Origin of the sequence: Leptospira kobayashii (genome assembly GCF_003114835.2) — a bacterium.
Lineage (GTDB): Bacteria > Spirochaetota > Leptospiria > Leptospirales > Leptospiraceae > Leptospira_A > Leptospira_A kobayashii.
Window position 1 is genome coordinate 1,086,106 of record NZ_AP025028.1, and the last position, 20,659, is coordinate 1,106,764.

General features: G+C 39.4%; 15 protein-coding genes. 13 read left to right on the plus strand and 2 right to left on the minus strand.

Annotation, left to right across the window (positions count from 1 at the left end):
* The first annotated feature begins 15 nt into the window (after nt 1-15).
* The 3 genes from DI077_RS04785 to DI077_RS04795 are packed head-to-tail and all read left to right on the plus strand — an operon-like array spanning nt 16 to nt 5,528.
* Nucleotides 16-1,920, plus strand: coding sequence for a PP2C family protein-serine/threonine phosphatase (locus DI077_RS04785; protein WP_109018609.1), 1,905 nt, complete (start codon nt 16-18; stop codon nt 1,918-1,920).
* Nucleotides 1,917-3,224, plus strand: a complete 1,308-nt coding sequence (locus DI077_RS04790) for a sensor histidine kinase (RefSeq protein WP_109018608.1) — start codon at nt 1,917-1,919, stop codon at nt 3,222-3,224. Before DI077_RS04785 ends, DI077_RS04790 begins: the two co-directional genes overlap by 4 nt.
* A 42-nt stretch (nt 3,225-3,266) precedes the next feature.
* Nucleotides 3,267-5,528 carry an NAD(P)-binding domain-containing protein gene (locus tag DI077_RS04795; protein WP_109018607.1) on the plus strand — a complete coding sequence of 754 codons (2,262 nt, stop codon included), beginning with the start codon at nt 3,267-3,269 and terminating at the stop codon, nt 5,526-5,528.
* Here DI077_RS04795 and DI077_RS04800 read toward each other — a convergent pair.
* Complete coding sequence (locus DI077_RS04800) at nt 5,523-6,878, minus strand: carcinine hydrolase/isopenicillin-N N-acyltransferase family protein (RefSeq protein WP_109018606.1); 1,356 nt, start codon at nt 6,876-6,878, stop codon at nt 5,523-5,525. The genes DI077_RS04795 and DI077_RS04800 overlap by 6 nt on opposite strands.
* A gap of 99 nt (nt 6,879-6,977) precedes the next feature.
* On the opposite strand from DI077_RS04800, the gene DI077_RS04805 reads away from it, so the two are divergent.
* From DI077_RS04805 to DI077_RS04820, 4 genes are all read left to right on the plus strand, one after another.
* Complete coding sequence (locus DI077_RS04805; protein WP_109018605.1) at nt 6,978-9,482, plus strand: cation-translocating P-type ATPase; 2,505 nt, start codon at nt 6,978-6,980, stop codon at nt 9,480-9,482.
* Between the two features lie 68 nt (nt 9,483-9,550).
* Nucleotides 9,551-10,408, plus strand: coding sequence for a patatin-like phospholipase family protein (locus DI077_RS04810; protein WP_109018604.1), 858 nt, complete (start codon nt 9,551-9,553; stop codon nt 10,406-10,408).
* Nucleotides 10,409-10,825: 417 nt separating this feature from the next.
* Nucleotides 10,826-11,701 carry an AraC family transcriptional regulator gene (locus DI077_RS04815; protein ID WP_109018603.1) on the plus strand — a complete coding sequence of 292 codons (876 nt, stop codon included), beginning with the start codon at nt 10,826-10,828 and terminating at the stop codon, nt 11,699-11,701.
* 109 nt (nt 11,702-11,810) lie between these two features.
* Nucleotides 11,811-13,157: a sensor histidine kinase gene (locus tag DI077_RS04820; protein ID WP_109018602.1), complete on the plus strand. Its 1,347-nt coding sequence runs from the start codon at nt 11,811-11,813 to the stop codon at nt 13,155-13,157.
* Nucleotides 13,158-13,160: 3 nt separating this feature from the next.
* On the opposite strand, the gene DI077_RS04825 is transcribed toward DI077_RS04820, so the two are convergent.
* Nucleotides 13,161-13,424 (minus strand): helix-turn-helix domain-containing protein, encoded by a 264-nt coding sequence (locus DI077_RS04825; RefSeq protein WP_109018601.1) that lies wholly within the window; start codon nt 13,422-13,424, stop codon nt 13,161-13,163.
* 523 nt (nt 13,425-13,947) lie between these two features.
* On the opposite strand from DI077_RS04825, the gene DI077_RS04830 reads away from it, so the two are divergent.
* From DI077_RS04830 to DI077_RS04860, 6 genes are all read left to right on the plus strand, one after another.
* Nucleotides 13,948-15,210 carry a sensor histidine kinase gene (locus DI077_RS04830; RefSeq protein WP_109018599.1) on the plus strand — a complete coding sequence of 421 codons (1,263 nt, stop codon included), beginning with the start codon at nt 13,948-13,950 and terminating at the stop codon, nt 15,208-15,210.
* Between the two features lie 102 nt (nt 15,211-15,312).
* Entirely contained in the window at nt 15,313-15,840 is a 528-nt protein-coding gene (locus tag DI077_RS04835) for a chemotaxis protein CheW (RefSeq protein ID WP_109018598.1), read from the plus strand.
* A 17-nt stretch (nt 15,841-15,857) separates the two neighbouring features.
* A complete protein-coding gene (locus tag DI077_RS19795) occupies nt 15,858-17,426 on the plus strand; it encodes a methyl-accepting chemotaxis protein (RefSeq protein WP_109018597.1) in 1,569 nt (522 codons plus the stop codon).
* Between the two features lie 9 nt (nt 17,427-17,435).
* The gene (locus tag DI077_RS04850) at nt 17,436-19,241 is read left to right on the plus strand and encodes a chemotaxis protein CheA (RefSeq protein WP_109018596.1); all 1,806 of its coding nucleotides are present in this window, start codon (nt 17,436-17,438) and stop codon (nt 19,239-19,241) included.
* Nucleotides 19,238-20,269 carry a protein-glutamate methylesterase/protein-glutamine glutaminase gene (locus DI077_RS04855; protein WP_109018595.1) on the plus strand — a complete coding sequence of 344 codons (1,032 nt, stop codon included), beginning with the start codon at nt 19,238-19,240 and terminating at the stop codon, nt 20,267-20,269. Before DI077_RS04850 ends, DI077_RS04855 begins: the two co-directional genes overlap by 4 nt.
* An 8-nt stretch (nt 20,270-20,277) precedes the next feature.
* On the plus strand, nt 20,278-20,646 hold the full coding sequence (locus DI077_RS04860) for a response regulator (protein ID WP_109018594.1): 369 nt from the start codon (nt 20,278-20,280) through the stop codon (nt 20,644-20,646).
* Nucleotides 20,647-20,659: the final 13 nt, after the last annotated feature.

A 20,659-nucleotide genomic window follows, 5' to 3' on the forward strand; every position in this document is an offset into this window, starting at 1 on the left:
TGAACATTTGCTGAAATGCTTCGTTTTCTCTCCATCTGCTTTTTCCTTTTAGCATATTCTGATATTGCTGCACAGACGCAGGAAGAAGTAAGGCGGTTAGAAACCGGTTGGACGTTCACGGATTTCGGAACGAATGAGACCAAGCCCGTTCAGGTAGGACAGGGATTGGTCGATCAGGGATACTCCGTTCCCATTCGGGGGGTCTACCGGTTGGAAGTGGATATTGCCAAACCTGCCGTTTATACCCAAGGGATTTTTTTAGACAGGCTTCATTCCGTCGATAGCACTTTCTGGAATGGAAAATCCATCGGTTCCACCGGGAAGTTTAGTCCGGATTATTATCCTTATTGGATCAGTTCCCGTTTTTATTCCATTCCTACGGATAGTATCTTACTCGGAAAAAATGTTTTAGAAGTTCAGATAGAATGTAGAGAAGTCGAATTTATGTGCGGGATCTTTCGCAACATTCCCCGTATGGGTTCCTATGAAAGTTTAAAGGATGAACTGATCTACGAAGATCTGAGACAGTTGGTATTCGTATCCTTGTTCTTCGGAATTTTTATACAGCAGGCAATCAGTTATATTTTGAACAGATCCTCGCATGCAGGATTGTATCTGGCGGCAACGGCGATCTTATTTGTGACTTGGAGACTTCCCATTTTACATAAGATTCATTTTCTGGATTGGAATCCCGAGCTCCTTGTTAGAACATTATTCTTTTCCCAGTGCATGTTTCCTTGCGCGATTATATTATTTGTTTACTCTCTTTTTGAAGAAAAACCTTCTCGTATCGTGCTTGGTCTTCTTTCCCTTGATGTGGTCATTGGGTTCATACAATTTTTTCCTTTAAATCCGGACTATAGATTTCAATTCGTATATCTCTGGTATGTTTTACTTGCTTTCAAGGTTCCTTTGCTCATTACACTTCTCGCCCGATTTTATAATAAAAAATCGGAAGCGATCGTAGTTTCCATCGGGGCCTTAGTTGCAACTTGTTTTGGAATTGCGGATATTGTTTCCGATTTGGCTATTGGAAAAAATCAGTATTTGAGTCAGTACGGTATTTTCGCTTTTATGTTCAGCGGAATTCTAGCGATCGGGATTCAGAATGCAAGAACAAGAAATGCATTAAAAAATCTGAACGAATCTTTGGAGATGATTGTAGGCCAAAGGACCCAAGAGCTGGAAAAACAGTACCGCATCCTCAGTGATGAGATGCATATGGCGGGAAGTCTGCAGTCCAAGCTGATACCCAGTATGCAGGGAGATGTTTGCGGGTTGAAAGTGAATTCGGTTTATATTCCCATGGAAAAAATAGGCGGGGATTATTATGATTTTTATATTCATGATAAAGATACCGTTATGTTTTTGTTATGTGATGTTTTGGGTCACGGAATACCTGCGGCACTCATCGCTTCCATGTTGAAAATCAGTTTTTTGGAATTGGGTCCCAAACATAAGGAACCTGACAGACTTTTGGAAGAATTGAATCTGAAAATGATTCCTGTTGTGGATAAAAACTACATTACGGCTCTTGCATGTAGTTTCGATTTAAAATCAATGGAAGTCAGATATTCGGTTATGGGGCATCCGAATCCTATTTTTGTAAGCGGCACGGGGCATGCCCCAGTGATCCTTGATGGAAAAGGGCCGATTCTAGGATGGCGCAAAGAAGCAAAAATTCAATCTTGGAAAATGAATTTGTACCAGGGGGACCGTTATTTTTTCTACACGGACGGAATTACGGAAGCTCAGAATTCCTATAAGGAACTTTTCGGAGAAAGCCGGTTGTTGGAACTATTGAGTGATGGAAGAGGCCTCGAGCCGAAACAGTTAAATAAAAAAATCCTGGATTCGGTAAGAACATACTCCCCCAAATTATCGGATGATCTTACTTTTTTTACAGTGGAGATGCCTTGATCAAAGCTTTCATACCGGACTGGATTCGTCGTCTGATTTATACCGGGGTCACGGAAGATCTGGATTTTGAAACCATCCTCAGGCTTCAAATCACTAATTTCGCTGCAGCATTCGGAGTAGCATCTAATATAAGTTATTCGATCGTGTTTGTTCTGTGGGGATTTCCGGGCGGTTTTTTACCTCCTCTTCTCAACCTTTGTTTCATTGTTTTCATCGGATTCCCAATCTATCTCAATCATATTCGTAAATACAATTCCGCAAAGTTTTTGCTTATGCTTGCATTGTCTTTGGATTCGTTTACAACTACAGCTTTGTTCTCCGGAAATTTGCTGGGCGGACATTATTTTTTTCTGATCTTTGCTTTGCTTCCTTTTGTAATTTATCCTTATAATGCGAAGTTCATTAGTATTTTGTTTTTTATTCTCAATTTATTTTTCTTTTTTTATATCGAATACCTTTCCGAACCTCCTTTTCTCGCTTTGGATAGTCCTTTTTATTCCGTAGGGCTTCAGAATTTTTACAGAATCCTGTCGATCTCGGTATGTTATATAGGTATAGCCACTGTTATGCTGTATTTTTTGAGAAATACTTTTCGTAACCATTCCGAATTACAAAGAACGAATGCCTATAAGGACAAAATATTCTCCATTCTTGCACATGATTTAAAAGGTCCGATGGGAAGTATGGGGACTTTTTTGGGTATTCTTATGGAGTCCGTGGAAAGGATATCTCCCGATGAAATGCGAAAAGGTTTGAAAGAGCTTCGTAAAAATTCGTTTCAAAGTTATGTGATCCTGGAAAATCTTTTGGATTGGGTAAAAAATGATTCTCATCGGATTCATTTTTTACCGGATTATATTTCAATCTCCGCGATTGTAACCGGAACGATCGAGTTATTGCAAATTCAATGTGCGGAAAAAAACATCCAATGGGAATTGAATTTGCCACTCTCTCATTTGCCTTATGCGGATGAAAGAATGACGGCAACTATCATGCGTAATATTATATCCAATGCGGTCAAATTTTCCAATCATTCCGGGCATGTAATCATTTCCAGTCTGGAAAATGAAACTGAATTTGAAATCTCAGTAGAAGATTTCGGTGTGGGAATTCCTTCCGGAAAACTGGAAAAGATTCAAAACGGATTGTTACCCGGTTCTACTTTCGGAACGGCTGGAGAGAAAGGGACCGGGATCGGGCTACTTTTGGCGATTGATTTGATTGCGCAACAGAATGGCCGCTACATACTTTATAGTGAGGGAAAAGGAAGTAAATTTACTTTTTTTCTGCCTAAATCCCCGTAATTTCAACTTTCATTCTAAAATGATCGGAGGCAATTTGTGTTTATGCCTTTTCTATCAAGTTATTTCACTTGGCTAAAAAAAAACGCCCCTGAGGGACAAGTAGAAGTTTATCCGATTGTTTCGAGTGATTTTTCCACGAATGTCCCGGGTGTCTTCGTTATTGGGGACCTAACTGGTGTTCCGTTGTTAAAATTCGCTTCCCATAGCGGGGCGAAGATTTGGGATTCGATCTCTGAGACGAAAAATGAGCTATTGGACGCAGTAATCATCGGTGCAGGACCGAGCGGTGTTTCCGCGGCTTTGGAAGCGGGAAAATTAGGAAAAAAAATCGTTCTATTGGAAGCCGGAAAAGCCTTCCAAACGGTTCATAGTTACCCCAAAGGCAAACCGATTTTTGCCGAACCAAAAGATTTCAAAGTCGAATCTTCTCTTCCCATCTTCGACGGAACCAAAGAATCTCTTCTCGATCATTTAAATTCTGTTTTGCGATCAAATGATATTCCTTTGTTGGAAGGTGAGAGGGTAAATTCCGTTGTAAGAAAACCCGTCGGATTTACGGTCGGGACCGAGTCCGGCAAAGAGTTTCATTCCAACAAAGTCATCATTGCAATGGGGAAATCCGGCGATCCGAGAAGGCTCGGGATCCAAGGAGAAGATCTCCCACATGTTTCTTATCGTTTGATCGATCCGAAAGATTATTCTCATAAAAAAGTAGTGATAGTGGGAGGAGGTGATTCCGCAGTCGAAGCTGCCATTTCCGTTTCGGAGTTTGCAGAATCAGTAACACTTGTTATCAGAGGAAAGGAATTGACCCGCCCCAAACAGGAAAATATAAGGAAGTTGGAATCTCTTTCCGGGAAAGGCAAGATTCAAGTTCTAAAGGAATCCAACCTACGCGAAATCGGGGAATCCAATGTGATTTGTTCCACTTCCATAGGTGCGAAAAAAATTCCTGCGGATGATGTTTTGCTTTTACTCGGAACGACTCCTCCCATTCCGTTTCTAAAGAAACTGGGCATCCAAATTCAAAGTTCAAAATCGGTTCGTGATTGGATCGGACTGATATCAGTATTCTTTTTCGCGATGACGGCTTACTTTGGTAAGGCGTCATTCTACGGGTCAGGTTGGTTTTCTCCTTTGGCGAGTGTAAGCGCGGGAATATTTTTGTTATCTTTGGTTTCTTGGGTTTTTCTTTGGACAAAGTCGAATGGAATCCGTTTTCCCAAGGGATGGCGGTTATTTCGAAATTTTTATCTGGTTTTTGCCAGTTTTTATTTTCTATTCGTTTATTTTTCGGCAACATACGGCGGTTATTTGCTATTTGAAAAATATCCGGGCTTTCATTATACTTTTCTCTATTCCCTGACTATTTTGGTATTCGGGCTTAGGCGCATTTCCGTTAAACCGACTCAATACATTAAATTGCAAACTTTCAGTTTGATTTTTGTTCAATGGTTTTTCCTATTTTTGCTTCCTGAAATCATTTTACCTTTTTTGGGAAAAGCAGGCTATTTGGGGCCTGCGGACGGGTTTCTTTTGACTCAAGTATTTCCAGGAGAAGCATACTGGAAGGCTTACGGATTTATACTTGCATGGCCTCTCAGTATGGGAGTGTTATACGATGGCGGGATAACGAATTTTTGGCTTATTTACGGTTTGGTATTCAGTTTCGGAGTGATCCCGTTTTTGGTATATCATTACGGTAAAGGTGCCTATTGCGGTTGGATTTGTTCCTGCGGCGGGCTTGCCGAAACTTTGGGTGATGAACAAAGGGAAAAAATGCCTCATGGAAAATGGGCTTACCGGCTGGAACATTCGGGACAATGGATTTTACTCGTAGCTTTCACTATCACTGTGTTGAAGTTAGTTGGCGTGTATGGAAAACCTTTCGTTCCGGATCTAATAGGTGCCGAGTATGCTGCAGATTCCGTCAAATGGATCTACGATTTGGTGGTGGATATCGGACTTGCCGGAGTTGTAGGAGTCGGTTTTTATTTTTTCTTTTCAGGAAGGGTTTGGTGTAGAATGTTTTGTCCTCTTGCCGGACTGATGCATATTTATGCAAAGTTTAGCAAGTTTAGGATTTTTTCGGAAAAGAAAAAATGCATTTCCTGCAATATATGTACGAAGGTATGTCACCAGGGGATTGATGTGATGAGTTATGCAAACGTCGGCCGACCTATGGATAGCGTACAATGTGTCCGATGTTCCGCTTGTGTTTCCAGTTGCCCGACCCAAGTATTAAGTTTCGGAAAACAGAATATCTTTGGTCTCAGCTTCGATAAAGTCAAAGCTATCTTATAGTTTGATTTTCAATTTTCCATTTTGTTTTTGCCAATATGTTTGAAATAAGGGGGAGGTCCATTTGGATTTCCCTATTTTTTTTTGTTTCAACTCCTCTTCGCATCTTTGAATGAGTTGGGTATGGTCTTTTAATGCTTTGATCTGCATTTCGTTCTTTTTGGATTCCGTTAAACTTTCGTTTGTATAAGAAACCAATTGCGATTCCATTGGCCTAGTCTCCGGAACAACAATGGCTCTTACCGTTTGATAGTCAAAATTGGCTCTCCTTGCTATTTGTTCGTGTTTGATCCATAACGAAGTATCATCCAAAATCTTAGGATTCAAAGGAGAGTGGTCTATGAATGTACTAGTTCCGAAGAAAAAAGGTTTAAATACGCTCAAACAAGGAGTCGACGTGCCTGTATACCATATCCGAAGCGGATCATTGCTTTTTGCCGAAGTATTCCATTCGACTATCATTGACCCGTTTGTTTGGTTGGGAGTGAGTAAACCCCCTGCATGCAAACATAAGGAACCCATGTCTGCGGAAGAAACTTCAAACTCGGAATCGGATACCGTATGAGATCGCAAAACTTCCATTGCACTCTTTGCGGTATAAATACCTTTTGTTTTATAACTTGCAGTGGCATTGGTTTCATGCAATTGCCTTCTGTTTTCGCATTGACCCATTTTTGTAAAAAACCAATCCGAGAATGCTTCGTTGAATGAAAAATCTTTTCCCTTTTTCCAGTAACCTGCTTTGATTGCTTCATTTTCCAGGTTTTTACTGGACATGGTATAATCGGATTCAATCGTCAATCCGTTTGAGATAGCATAAAACTTATCAATCGGTTTTGCGGCCCAAAGTCGGTCGGCTGTTTCCAATACAAATCCATCCGACCTGTCCGCTATGATAAAACTATTATGATAAAAAAATGATTTGTTTTCGTAGCCACCGCAAGCATCCTGTCCATGTTTTTCGAGTAATTCCGTAATAAGAATTAATGCTTCTTTTGCAGTTTTGCATCTTTCCAATGCTAGGCGGAGTAGGTCCATCCCGGTGAGACCGTCGTTTTTCTTCTTGATTTTGAGTTTTGTGAAGACCGCTTCATTTCCGATGGCAAGTCCGTATTCATTGACTCCCATTTCAGCCCCCCACATTTGAAACGGTTTGGAAAGAAATACTTCATTTGTGATTTCTGTTTGCGGTATGGAAATGAATGTACATTGAACCGAACTCCCCTTTTTGTGATTTTGTTTGGGGATGTGAAGGATCAATTGCGCTTCATTCGGTTCCCTATCCGAGTTTTTTGCAAAAATTCTTTTTTCCGTTCCGGTAAATAATTCGGTTGCAAGAGAAGTGTCACACATTCATCGAATGTTATTTGTTTTTAAAAAATGACAAGATCATTTCCGTTATTTTTGACTTGAAAATAGGGATATGGATCAATTGAGAAATCATAACATTATATGTTCAATCAAATCGAATCTTTTTACAGAAACGGCCTTTCCGATTCGGAAATCTCTACTTTGAGAATGAAACACGGATTCAACGAGCTCTCGGACTCCAAAAGGAAAAACGGTTTATTTCATCTTTTGGCGGTTCTCGGGGAACCGATGATATTTTTGCTTCTGGCAATCGGTCTCGTTTACTTTCTGATAGGTGATTCCGGAGAAGCGATTTTACTTTTGTGTTCGGTAGTGGTAATCATAACGATCACGATTTATCAGGAAACGAGAACGGAAAATGCATTGAACGCGTTGAAGAATTTGGCGAGCCCTAGAACAAATGTGATACGGGGCGGGGTCGTTAAACGTGTGGACGGACGTATTTTATTACCCGGAGACATTATTATCTTAAATGAGGGAGACCGGATTCCTGCGGATTCCAAAATTTTACTTTCCAACCACCTAACAATTGATGAATCGCTTTTGACCGGAGAATCCGCAGTCGTTTGGAAGGAGAAGGGAGATTTTATTTTCAGCGGTTCTTTGGCAGTATCCGGAAATGGAATCGGCATTGTGGAAAAAATCGGTGATAAAACGGAAATAGGCAAAATCGGAAAAACGATCGGAGAAGAGAAAACCGAAAAAACCATTCTTGAAAAGGAAGTAGGTGTTTTGGTCAGAAGGATATTTCTTCTGGCAGTGATTCTCTGTTTGGTGCTCGCCGCCTATTTCGGATTTTTGCAGGGCAAATGGATGGAGGGAATTCTTTCCGGTTTGACTCTTGCCATTGCATTGGTTCCGGAAGAACTTCCTTTGGTATTGACTATATTTTTTGCATTCGGTGCATTCCGATTGAGTCAGAAAAAAGTACTTACTCGAAAGTCTTCCATTATTGAGACGTTAGGTGCCGCTACTATTCTATGTACTGACAAAACGGGAACCATCACTCAAAATAAAATGACGATCAAATGTCTGGCTCGCGAAAACGGAGAAGTTTTTTATTCGGATAAAGGTTCCGAAGTTCCCGAAGGATTTTACGATTTAATCAGGTACGGAAATTTTGCGTGCAAGAAAGATCCTTTCGATCCTATGGAAAAAGCTTTTTTGAAAATGGCGGATTCCTATCCCGGAAAATTTTTATATGCCAATGGAAATTTAATCAAAGAGTATCCTCTCTCCTCCGGTTTTTTTGCGATGACCCAAGTTTGGCAAACGGATGGATCAAAAGATTATATCATCGCGAGCAAAGGTGCTCCGGAAGCAGTTTCTATTCTTTGCGGTATGGATATTCCTCGTACGAACGAAATCCTGGAGTCCGTCAAAAAATTTGCAAGTGAAGGCTATCGAGTGTTAGCTGTTGCTAAGGGAGTTTTTTCGGGAGACCGACTTCCGGAATCTCAAAATGAATTCACATTCGAATGGGTCGGACTTGTAGGATTCGAAGATCCTATCCGTGATTCTATTCCCGATGCCGTTCGTATGGCTAAGGAAGCAGGGATCAAAGTCATCATGATCACTGGCGACTCAGGAGAGACTGCAAAAAGCATCGCAAGGCAAATCGGATTGGAATCTCCCGACTTTGTCATCACCGGTGCAGAAATAAAAAAAATGGACGAGGCTCTTTTTCAAGAGAAAATCCTTAGAACCAATATATTTTCCAGAGTCACTCCGGAAGACAAATGGAGAATCGTTCGTGCCCTTCGTGCACAAGGTGAAATTGTCGCTATGACCGGAGACGGCGTGAATGACGCTCCTGCATTGAAAGTTGCACATATAGGAGTGGCAATGGGAGAGAGAGGAACGGATGTAGCCCGCGAAGCTTCCGACATAGTTTTGTTAGACGATTCTTTTTCTTCCATACTGAATGCGGTTGCCGAAGGAAGAAAGATCTACGACAATATCAAAAAAGCTTTGGCGTATATCATCGGAGTTCACATCCCGATTGTAGGAGCTTCGTTTTTGCCGGTATTTTTCCAATGGCCGAGTATGATCTTGTCCGCAGTACATATCGTATTTTTGGAACTTGTGATCGATCCTACCTGCACTCTTGTTTTTGAGAAAGAAGAAGCTGAAAAAGATTTATTGGAAAGAAAACCGAGGGATCTATCCGTTCCTTTGCTCAATAAAAATCTATTTATCATCTCCTTTTTACAAGGACTACTATCTTTACTTGCTGTAATCTCTGTTTATTGGATCGTGATTGCCCGCGACGGAGTCGCTCAAAATCAGAAGGCAAGTACGGCTGCTTTCGTAACATTGGTATTCTCTAATTTGCTTTTGATACTCATCAATAGAAACTGGACCGAAACTGTTTGGGAATCTTTTCGAAAAAAGAACCGTGCCTTACCGTATGTTGTCATCGGGACATTGGTTATACTCCTTAGTGCTTTGTATATTCCCTGGTTGCGAGCATTGTTCCATTTTGTACCGATAGGATGGGTCGATTTATTAATTTGCTTTTCCGTTTCTTTTTTCAGTGTAATATGGTTTGAAATCGGAAAGATATTATTTAGAAATAAGAATTGAAAAATCCAAGATTTCCTCTGCAATAGTCGTTCAATGAAACCGATACATTTAAGAAATGAGTCCTGCCGATGATTGAACTTTTTTTTCCGAAAAAACATTCCGCGCTTTGTTTGAATTCCGCATTTTTCGGTTTTTTCGCACATACGGGATTTGTAAGAGGATTGCAGGAAATAGGATTCCAGCCTTCGGTCATCACAGGTTCCAGCGCCGGTGCATTGATCGGAGCTCTGTTTGCATCCGGTGCGGATATGAAAGAAGTCCAAATGATGATTTTGGGTTTGAAAAAGTCGGACTTTTGGGAAGGCAATTCCTTCACTCAAATCGGTAGATTGATTAAAAAAGGATTCAAAGGATACAGCGGGATTCTTACCGGCAAGTCCACAAGAAAATTATTATATCCTTATTTAGGAACGAAAAACTTTTCGGACCTTCCGATCAGATTGGGTATCGCAGTATCAAATTTAACGAAAGCTAAAAGACAACTGGTCGTGGAAGGAAACGTCTTGGATGCGGTAATGGCATCCATCGCATTTCCTTTCTTATACGAAGTTCAAAACGTAAAAGGAGATGAGTTTTTGGACGGAGGAATAGGGGATGGGGAACCTATCAAAGAACTGATATTGGACCCAAGCATAGACAGAATTATCATTCATCAAATCAATAATAATAAACCACTCGGTTCTTCCGTTATCAAACGGGCTTTGGATTCATCCTTTCAAATCATAGATTCTGAAAATGAAGAATTGAAAACTTTGTTGGCGGAAGCCAGAGGAAAAAAATTGGTTCGTTTGGTAACCAACACTCCGTTTTTGTCGCCTGGTGATTTCTCCCAAGGGAAGTTCGCTTTGGCGGAAGGGTTAGGTACCGCTTATAAAAATAAGGACCAAATCTTGGGCCAGTTTGTACTTCCTGGTTTTCCATTTTAAAGTTTCTCTTTTTCTTTTTTGTAATTTATATTTTTACTTTCTGAATATAAAACTATACTAATTTGGTATTTCGCTTTATGGAAAGGAAATCCGTAAATTATCCAAATTTATCCGCATTTTGTCCTACTGGTTTTTATTTATACTCTAGCAGTGATTATGATTTTCATTGCGGACTCTAATGCATAGAGTTATCAAGTGATTGATAAGTTTGTTAAGTCTCATTTGAATTGCTTTTTCGATCGATTAGGGTTTTGCTAGGCTCTTATCTTTTTGGAGCATTTAATAAACATTATGTGTAGTTTTTTTAAAAATATAAATAAATTAAGAAATATTTTGTGAAGATTCCTAATTTTGTCTAAGTAAGATTCACTTAATTTGTGATAAGACTTATTTAGGAAACATAAAAATCATTTCTTTATGAGTCATTTGGTGGCACATCGTAAACTTAAGATATTTAATTTAGAGGATATGGGTGCGTCACCGAACGAAGATTTTTCAATTTGTATTTTTGAAAATCCGTCTGCAGAAAATTTCAAATGGACTGCCTTAAGCACTCATAACTTTTCCACTTTGATTTTTATTACAAAGGGAGAGGCAAAGATTGAAATAGATTCGCGTATTTATATGATTACGGAACAAAATTTATTTTACCTGCCTCCTTATCTTCCTCATAGATGCGAGTGGAATAAAATTACACAAGGAGTGTCTATCAGGTTTCACGAATCTTTTTTATTCGGCTCGGGGAAGGTAGGTTCTTTTTACAAATATCCTACCTTTTTCAGAACAAAGACTCCGGTAATCTTAAATATCAAAGATTGTCCTTCCATTCAAAATAGTTTTCATTTTCTGAAAGAAGAATGGAGTTTGGGGTCAAAGCTGGAGAAGGCTATTATCAGAAATTTCACGGAACTGATATTATTATTCGCCGGTCGTTGCAATGTATTGCCGTTCGAGGAGTTACCGACTAAGGTGAATCGAATCGTTTACGATTTCATTTCTCTTTTGCAGGGCTCTCAAGGTGAGATTCGTTCCGTGCAATATTATGCATCGAAACTAGGTGTAACTCCGGGACATTTAAATGACACAATTAAGGAAGTAACCGGTCGTTCCGCTTCGGATTTTATAAAGGAAAATGTAACCAGGGAAGCACGTAGGTTATTAGAATATACGGATGCTAGAATTTCGGATGTTGCCACACAATTAAACTTTCAGGATTCTGCTTATTTCACTCGATTTTTTAAAAAGGAAATCGGTATTACTCCTTCCGAGTTCCGACAAAAACAGAATCCGTAAATTATCCAATCTGATCCGTAATCTGTCCTGTCGTTTTTATTCTATTTAGTAGCAATCGTTAGTATTTTGATTGTAGGATGCAATATTATGTTTTACTGATGATGATGAAATGAAGGATTCTTTAGAATCGGAATTTAAACCATTGCTGAATGATTTATGTTTCCTTACTAGTTTGGAACATGTACTTGGTACTATACCTAAAGCCAGTTATGTGATATTCGATTCAAATCTGAAATGTAAAATCATAACCGGGAAAGATTTTCTTACTAGTGGGTTTGGCAATGAGGATCTGATAGATAAGGATATAGAAGAAATTCTCAAATTACCGCTTTTATCACTTTCCAATCTTGGTACTACTCCTTTTCGGAACGCATTGAGCGGTGTAAGTTATGAGGAGAATGCAGTTATAAAACAGGAACTGTATTCGTTTGGCATATCTCCTCTTTTATTCCCCTGTCAAGATAAGGACATTAAAAATCCGACTGATGGAGAAAGATATGTTCTGTTTTCCTGCTTTCACACACCGAACCATAAGCTAACAGAAACTAAACTGTACGATATTTTGGAAAAACAATCCAAGGTGATTGAATATGAAGAAGAATTGTTCCGGGAGATTACCGAGATTTTCAACTGGCGCAGGGAGATGGAAGGTAAGGGAAAACATAGAGTTTGGATGCGCAAGGCGCTACCGAATTTAAATACGAGCCTTATGCAAGGTTCCGGGTTAGGCGGTCTTGTTACATCCATGGGTGCAATGCTTCGGAAAGCGGAAAAATCCGAAACTCACGCAATGGTTCCTCTTCGACATTTGGAAATGGTAGAAGAGAATTTTAAGAGTACAAAAAAATTAGTAAAGTCCCTTGCCGATGCGCAAATTCTTTTCGAAGAAACAAGCTCTTCATCGGAAAAGGTGAATTTGCAGGATGTGATCGATCTGATTGAAGAAGAAAACCGCAGTTTGGCCGGAATGCTCTCGATCAAAAATCAGAATGTTGTGGTGTCCGTACTTAAAAATACAAAAGAATATTTTTTAAATATTCATAAAAATACTCTTAAAACAGCTGTTAGAGAAATATTCATCAATGCAATGAAATATTCTCCCGATGGGATCAGTATCATAGTTCTCTTTCTCATGTCGGAAGGCAAATTTATCATCAAGTTCATCAATCCTACGAACGATTTGAGTATTCAGTCTTTGAATTTTAAAGAAGCGGAAGATTTGGCATTATTTCAGCCTTTCTTTCGATTGAATAAAACTGTGGATGAAAGATATGAAAAGGAAGAATTCAGTTTGGGGCTTGGACTCGCAGTCGTTAAGAAAGTAATAGAAGATATGAAAGGTCATATTCATATCAACTCTATCCAATCTGGAATTTACAAAAATGTTCTACGTTCCGATAGCCAACACTCCCTTCTTTCGGAAATTTGCATCACTTTGGAATTTCCAATCATTTGATTTTTATTTGGAATTTATGATTATTTTTTTCTTACTCGGCAAATCATCCGTTAAAGAAACATTTAATATTTCTCTCGGATGAACTCCCAAAGCATTTGCGATTCTGAAAAGACTTTGAAGATTGGGAGCATTTCCCCCTGATTCTATCCTCTGATACGCCCTAACGCCCATTTCCAGGCCGGAAACTTCCTCTTGGGTCATCTTTTTTTCTAAACGTAAATCTTTGATACGCTTACAAACTTTCTCTTGAAATGTTACATAATCCATTGCTATATTCTAGAAAAAATTAGACAATTACGCCATGACGATAAGGATACGTCATAAAAGACGTCGACATAATTGGCATGTAAATTACGTTATGCTTTAACATAGAGTTATGATATGAGATTATTTGATTTATATTCCTTTGAATGGTTTGGATATTTTAGACGAATAAAAACGGAATCCTATGCAATAAAGATAACGAAGTTCTCTTTTATTTTAGTGGTTATCCTAGTTCAGTTTGGAGCCGGTCTGCTTGCTCTGGTTGGAATTCTGAATCCCGTTCCTGATACAGTGAATCCGTTCAGTCAAGATTTTGCTAAATCGGCTCTTTCTCTCCTGTCTTTAAACAGTTATCTTGTCAATAAATTGCGCGACCGGTTTTTTCAGTCTCTACATTACGATTTTGTGTAATATTAGGATTTTGGATTAATACTTGATTCTTTTATTAAATTATGTTACACTTGGCCCTCAGGAATTTCAATTCCGATTCGTCTAAAACAATCAAAAGAAGATACAATTTGTACGCATGAATATAAATACATGGGATTCCGAAATAGCTCCATACTTAGAATTAGTACTTAGTTCGCTACCGTACGGAAATTATGCCATTTTAGACGAAGATTTGAGATTCCTTCTTATTACCGGAAAGGATTATTCGGAAAGAGGTTATCATTCCGATGCATTCGTCGGTAAAACTCTTTCCGAAGTTCCGGAAAGTTACAAGAATCATTGGGAGGCTCATTGCAAGAACGCTTTGAACGGTATTGTGTTTCAAGATGAATATCGAGTGGATGATGAAACTTACTATGTTAAGATTGCACCGATTCGTTTTCCGAACTCGGAACGATTATTTGTTTTGTTTTCGGGTTTGAACATCACCAAATACAAAGGAATTGAAAAACAGATGTTTGATATTCTGGAGAAGCAAGGTACTCTCATCGAATATGAAGAAAATTTACATAAAGAAATCATTCAAATTTTCAATTGGCGGCAAGAGATCGGAGGAAAGGGAGGAAATAAACAATGGATGGAACAAGCTCTTCCCAATCTGAATACTTCTTTGATGCAAGGTTCCGGTTTAGGTGCTTTGGTCACTTCGATCGGAGCTATGCTTAGGAAAGCTAAAAAAGAAGAAAAGACCGCAACCGTTCCGCTGACTCATTTGGAAATGGTAGAGGATAACTTTAAAAGTACTAAAAAGCTGGTGGAAACTCTCGCCAAAGCTCAGTTAGTTTTTGAAGAGACTAAATCCGCTCAGGAAAAAAAATCCTTAAAAGAAGTGATTCTGTTTTTCGAGGAAGAACAAAAGAACTTAGAACCAATGCTTGCCATTAAAAAACAGGATTTGATCGTATCCACTCTCAAAAATGCGGATTCATCCTATGTTCTGATCAATGAACACGCTCTTCGAAGCGTAGTTAGGGAAGTTCTGATCAATGCTATGAAGTATTCTACCGACAAATCAACGATTGTCGTTCTTTTTATGCGTTCCGAAGGTCATTTCATCATCAAGGTAATGAATCCTCCCGCTTATCCCGCCATTCAAAATTTGGATTATAAAAAATCGGAAGAAGTTGTTTTATTTCAACCTTTCTATCGATTGAGCCGGGCAGTGGATGAACGTTATGATGCCGAAGAATTTGGTCTTGGTTTGGGACTTGCTATCGTGAAAAAAGTCATCGAAGATATGAAGGCCAAAGTGTATTTTAATGTGATTCAATCCAATATCTATTCCAATGTAGGATCGGAAGTTTGTATTTCTTTGGAGTTTCCCATTGTTGAGAAGTAAATTCATGAGTTTCGCAAAGATGATTGCTTTCCATTTCGATATCGATAAGAATAGGAAGCGAAAGTATTTATTTTGAATAATTATGTCACAAGTTGGTAAAGAATGAGTGCATCTGATTTTGATATGGATCGTCTTAGCGACGATCAGGATGATTTTGATGACGATGAAGATACGTTAGACGGTAGATTTCTTATTTTTTCGTTAGGCGAAAGAAATTATGGAATCGAAATCAAATATATTACTGAGATCGTCGGTTTGCAGACTATAACCGAAATCCCGGATATGCCTAGTTATATTAAGGGTGTAATCAATCTTCGTGGCAAAGTAGTCGCTTTGATTGATGTGCGTAACCGTTTCAAGATGACGGAAATCGGTTATACGGAAAAGACTTGTGTGGTTATTTTGAATATTCACGGTCAATTGGTCGGTTTGATTGTGGATACGGTCAGAGAAGTAATCAAAATCAACGCCAACCAAATGGAAGAGGCTCCTCGTTTCAGTGAAACGGAAGGCAGTCGTTTTATCAAGGCTCTTGCCAAAGTGAAGAATGATGTCAAAATCCTTCTGAATACTGACAGGATCATCAAAGAAGAAGATGCTAACGCATTGGAAACGGTTTTATCAAATTAAAGTATAGGTGATAGGAAATGAAAAATAGCAAATCCATGAGTGTAAAAACTAAACTAATTTTAGGATTCGCATTACTAATCGTATTTCTCGGTATCGGTGTATCTTCCGGAATGTATTCGCTCAATGTTTTTAACGGAAAGCTCACTGAAATCGTAGAGGTTTACAGCAGAAAAGTAGAACTTTCCTTAAATCTTCGCACAGCAGCTGTTTGGTTAAACCGTAACGAAAGAAACCTGATTTTGGAACTGGAAGATGCCAAGATGGCTAAACTTGCAGGAATGCGAAGAGATAAAGTTGCGGAATGGGAAGAGCTTATTAAAAAGCTGGAAGCTGTTTCCAACGAGCAGGATATGAAGCTTTTGAATGACCTAAAAGCGATTTATGCTGAGTATTCCAAAGAGGCAAATACGCTTGTTTCTTTGGCTTTGCAGAATAAAAACACGGAAGCCCGCTTAATGGGAAATGCTGTGACCAGACCTCTTGCCGATAGATTGGAGAAAACGGCAGACCAGGTAGTTGCTTTTGCATCGGATGAAATGGATCGGGTAAATAGAGAAACAAACGAATATTACAGTACAACATCACTCTTTCTGCTTTCTTTGTTCATCATTTCAGTCGTTGTAAGTGTTGGTATGGCAACTTGGATTATTTTGAATATTACAAAAGCCTTAAATTCCGCAGTGGAAATTGCAGCTTCCGTTTCGAGTGCAGCACAACAAGTTTCCTCTACGTCTTATTCTTTGAGCCAAGGGGCAAGTGAACAAGCGGCTTCCATCGAAGAAACCACTGCATCAATCGAAGAGATGTCTTCTTCCGTAACTCAGAATTCGGAATCCGCTTTGGAAACAAATAGGATCGCTTCCTCTTCTGCAAAAGAAGCTATCATCGGTCAGGATTCCGTTTTAAAAACTCTGGAAGCTATGAAAAATATTTCTTCCAAAATCAAAATCATAGAAGAAATTGCCTATCAAACCAACTTACTTGCATTAAACGCCGCAATTGAAGCAGCTCGTGCCGGTAAACATGGGAAAGGATTCGCTGTCGTTGCAGATGAAGTGAGAAAACTGGCGGAAAGAAGTCAGGTGGCTGCGCAGGAAATCAATCAACTTTCCACCAATAGTGTTTCTCTTGCGGAAGAAGCCGGAAGAGTGATCGCAGAGATCGTACCTAGTATCAAAAAAACAGCGGAACTCGTTTCCGGCATTGCAGATGCATCCAGCGAACAATCTTCCGGGATCACTCAGATTTCTTTGGCGATGACTCAAATGGATCAAACGACACAATTGTCCGCTTCCTCTTCGGAAGAACTTGCGGCTACTTCCAACGAATTGAAAGAACAAGCAAGCCACTTACTTACGATTATGGGAACATTGGTTACCATTGACGAAAGTAAACTCTTGGCTAGTCACAAAAAACATTCTCAAATTTCAAATCCTAACGAGTTGAAAAACATTGCTTTGGAATTCGGAAAGACTACCAAAGCCGGATATTTGCTCGGCAATCAACAATCAAATTCCGGTAACGGGCAACAGTCGAAGTCGCAAGCTGCTAGCTCGGATGCCAGCGGTTCTGCGGAAAGGTTTTAATTTGAGAGTATGAGTAGAGAACAGCTCTTACTCGATTTTATTCCGGAAGCATTCGATCTTATCCAAGATTCCGAAACGGCAATCTTGGAGATTGAAGAGTTATGGGATAACGGTGGTTCTTATAATGAAGAGCTTATCAATAATTTATTCCGATACTTTCATACTTTAAAAGGTTCTGCCGGTTTATTAAAATTAGAAACGATTGTTCAGGTGACTCATGAAGCCGAGACACTTCTTGATATTTTAAGAAAGGAAGCGATTCTTCCCAGTGCGCATACTTGTCAGATTCTAATCAACACTTGTGATCAATTACGGAAACTATTTCAGGTAGTTGAAGCTACCAAAGCAAACCCCGATTTGGAAGAAGAATCCCTAACGTTGATTGAAGCTTTGCAAGGCGAAATCAAATCACTTGGCAAAACGAAAACAGGATCAAAGCAAAAAAATACTTATGAGATTTTCGATTCTACGGAAGATAAAAAGTCTTATGAGATTTTTAATGATCCCGCTCCCAAGGTAATTGTAAAAGCTAGTTATGAAATTTTTGAAGATTCGCCAGTTGCAAAAAACGAAACGACTCAAAAAATACAGGTACAGCCGGAAAGAGAAAATTTAACCGGTGTTCGTTCCAGTCTTCTGAAAAAAGAAATTAAAGTCTCCAATGAAAAGTTGGATGCTTTGATGGATCTTATGGGCGAATTGGTGATTGCCGAGTCGAATGTAACACAACATGCGGTTGTAAAGCGGCTGAAAAATGACGACTTCCATCTGTCATTGAACCGACTCAGGAAAATAGTTGCCGATCTTCAGGAAGTTGCATTTTCCACAAGAATGATTCCTATATCGGGAGTTTTTCAACGTATGTCCCGATTGATTCGAGATTTGCAGAAAAAATCCATGAAAAAGGTCAGCTTGTATATATCAGGCGAAGACACTGAAATCGACAAGTCCATCGTCGATTTGATCGCAGATCCTATTATTCATATATTACGCAATTCGATTGATCATGGAATAGAATCACCTGACGATCGTTTGGCTGTTATGAAATCGGAAGAAGGAAACATCTACCTCAGTGCCAAACAATCCGTAAACGAAGTTTGGATCATGATCCGGGACGATGGAAAGGGGCTGGATAGAGATAGAATTATTGCGAAAGCAATCGAAAATGGTATTTTAACTACCGATCCGAACCTACTCACCGATAAGGAAGTTTTTCAGCTTATCTTTGCGCCTGGTTTATCCACTGCCAAAGAAGTGACTGATCTTTCCGGACGAGGAGTCGGGATGGATATCGTAAAACAGAATATCGAAAAGTTAGGCGGAAAGATCGATATTCATTCCAAACAAGGATTAGGTACGACATTTATACTACGCATTCCTCTTACTCTTGGAATTATGGAAGGGACTGTTGTCCGTATCGGAGACAAATACTTTACTATCCAGACGATTGAGCTGCGTGAATTTGTCAGTTTGTCCAATAAAGAGAAGATTCGTTTGGATGAAGGTCAGATGGTGATTGATGTCAGAGGAAAATTCATTCCTGTTTTCGATATGAATCAAGTATTGAATCATCGAATTCCTTTGGAATACGACGGAACGGATTTGTTAACGGTAATCATCGAACATGAAGGCAGTCTATTCGGCATTCAAGTGGATGAAATAATAGGAAATTATAATGTTGTAATTAAGCCTTTGCATGGTCTTATGGAGAATGCAGCAGGTGTTAGTGGTTTTACGATTCTGGGAAGTGGGAATGTGAGTTTGATTCTGGATGTTAAATCAATCTATACCAAGTTGCATGATGTTGTTCGATGATAAGGGTATTAATAGTCGATGATCAGTCTTTGGTTCGGAATGTATTAGAAGAAGAACTGAATAAACATTCTGAAATCAAAGTGGTAGGTAAGGCTTCAAATGCCGTCGAGGCAAAAAATCTTCTCCCCGGATTAAAGCCTGATTTGATCAGTCTTGATGTGGAAATGCCCGGAATGAGCGGACTTGATTTTTTGGACTGGCTGTTTGCCAATTTCCCCACACCCGTAATCATGTTAAGCTCCTATACCGAGGCGGGAGCTCAAACCACTGCGAAAGCTTTGCAAAAAGGTGCGAGTGACTTTGTACATAAGCCTAACGGAACGGAAGAAGATTTTTTACGTATGTTAAACGAACTTACTTATAAAATCAAAAAAATAGGTTCCAGTTCCATCGCACAACTCAGAAGTCCTTTCTCTGAAAAACGAATTACTACAAATGAATCGAAAGCCAGCCAAATCAAACTCATTGCCATAGGCGCCTCAACGGGAGGAACGCAAGCGATCGATTTTATTTTGAATCAATTACCGAACTTCCTTCCTCCGATTGTTATGGTTCAACATATGCCTGAACATTTTACAACTTTATTTGCAAATAGACTCGCACAGACAAGCGGTTTAAATGTAAAAGAAGCAGCCAATGGGGATCTTTTGGAAGACGGCGCCGCCTATCTTGCACCAGGTGATCATCATTTGCTTGTTCGTAAACTCGCGGGAAAAATGTATTTGGAAGTGGAAAAGTTCGATAAAGTTTCAGGGCATAGACCTTCCGTCGATGTGTTATTCGATTCCATCGCAAGAGCGGGTCTTGCATCAAAGAGTCTTGGGATTTTACTTACAGGAATGGGAAGGGACGGAGCGAACGGTCTTCTTGCCATGAAGGAAAAAGGAGCAAGAACCATCGGTCAAGATGCAAGTTCTTCAGTGGTTTACGGTATGCCGAGAGAAGCATTCGAATTGGGTGCTGTGGAAAAACAAACGAGTTTGAACGATATACCAAGCGAAATTTTAACAATGATTAGATTCAAATAAGAGGATATATGTCAAAAAAAATATTAATCTGCGATGATGCGCCGACAGCACTTAAACTAATGGAAATGGTTTTGGCTGATGAGGGTTATGAAATACATAAGGCTGAAAATGCCGAACAAGCTATGACTCTGATTGAACAGAAAGGTCCGTTTGACGGAGGTGTTTATGATGTGAATATGCCGGGAAAAAACGGGATCGAACTTACCAAAGACACTCTTGCGCATGCCAATGGAAAAAATATGAAGATCCTGATTGTTTCTACGGAATCAAGCGATCATTTACGACAAGCGGGCAAAGATGCCGGAGTGAAAGCTTGGATCGTGAAACCTTTTGAAGATGAAGATTTGATTGAGGTTTTAGGTAAGATCCTAGTCTAAATTAAACCCGGAG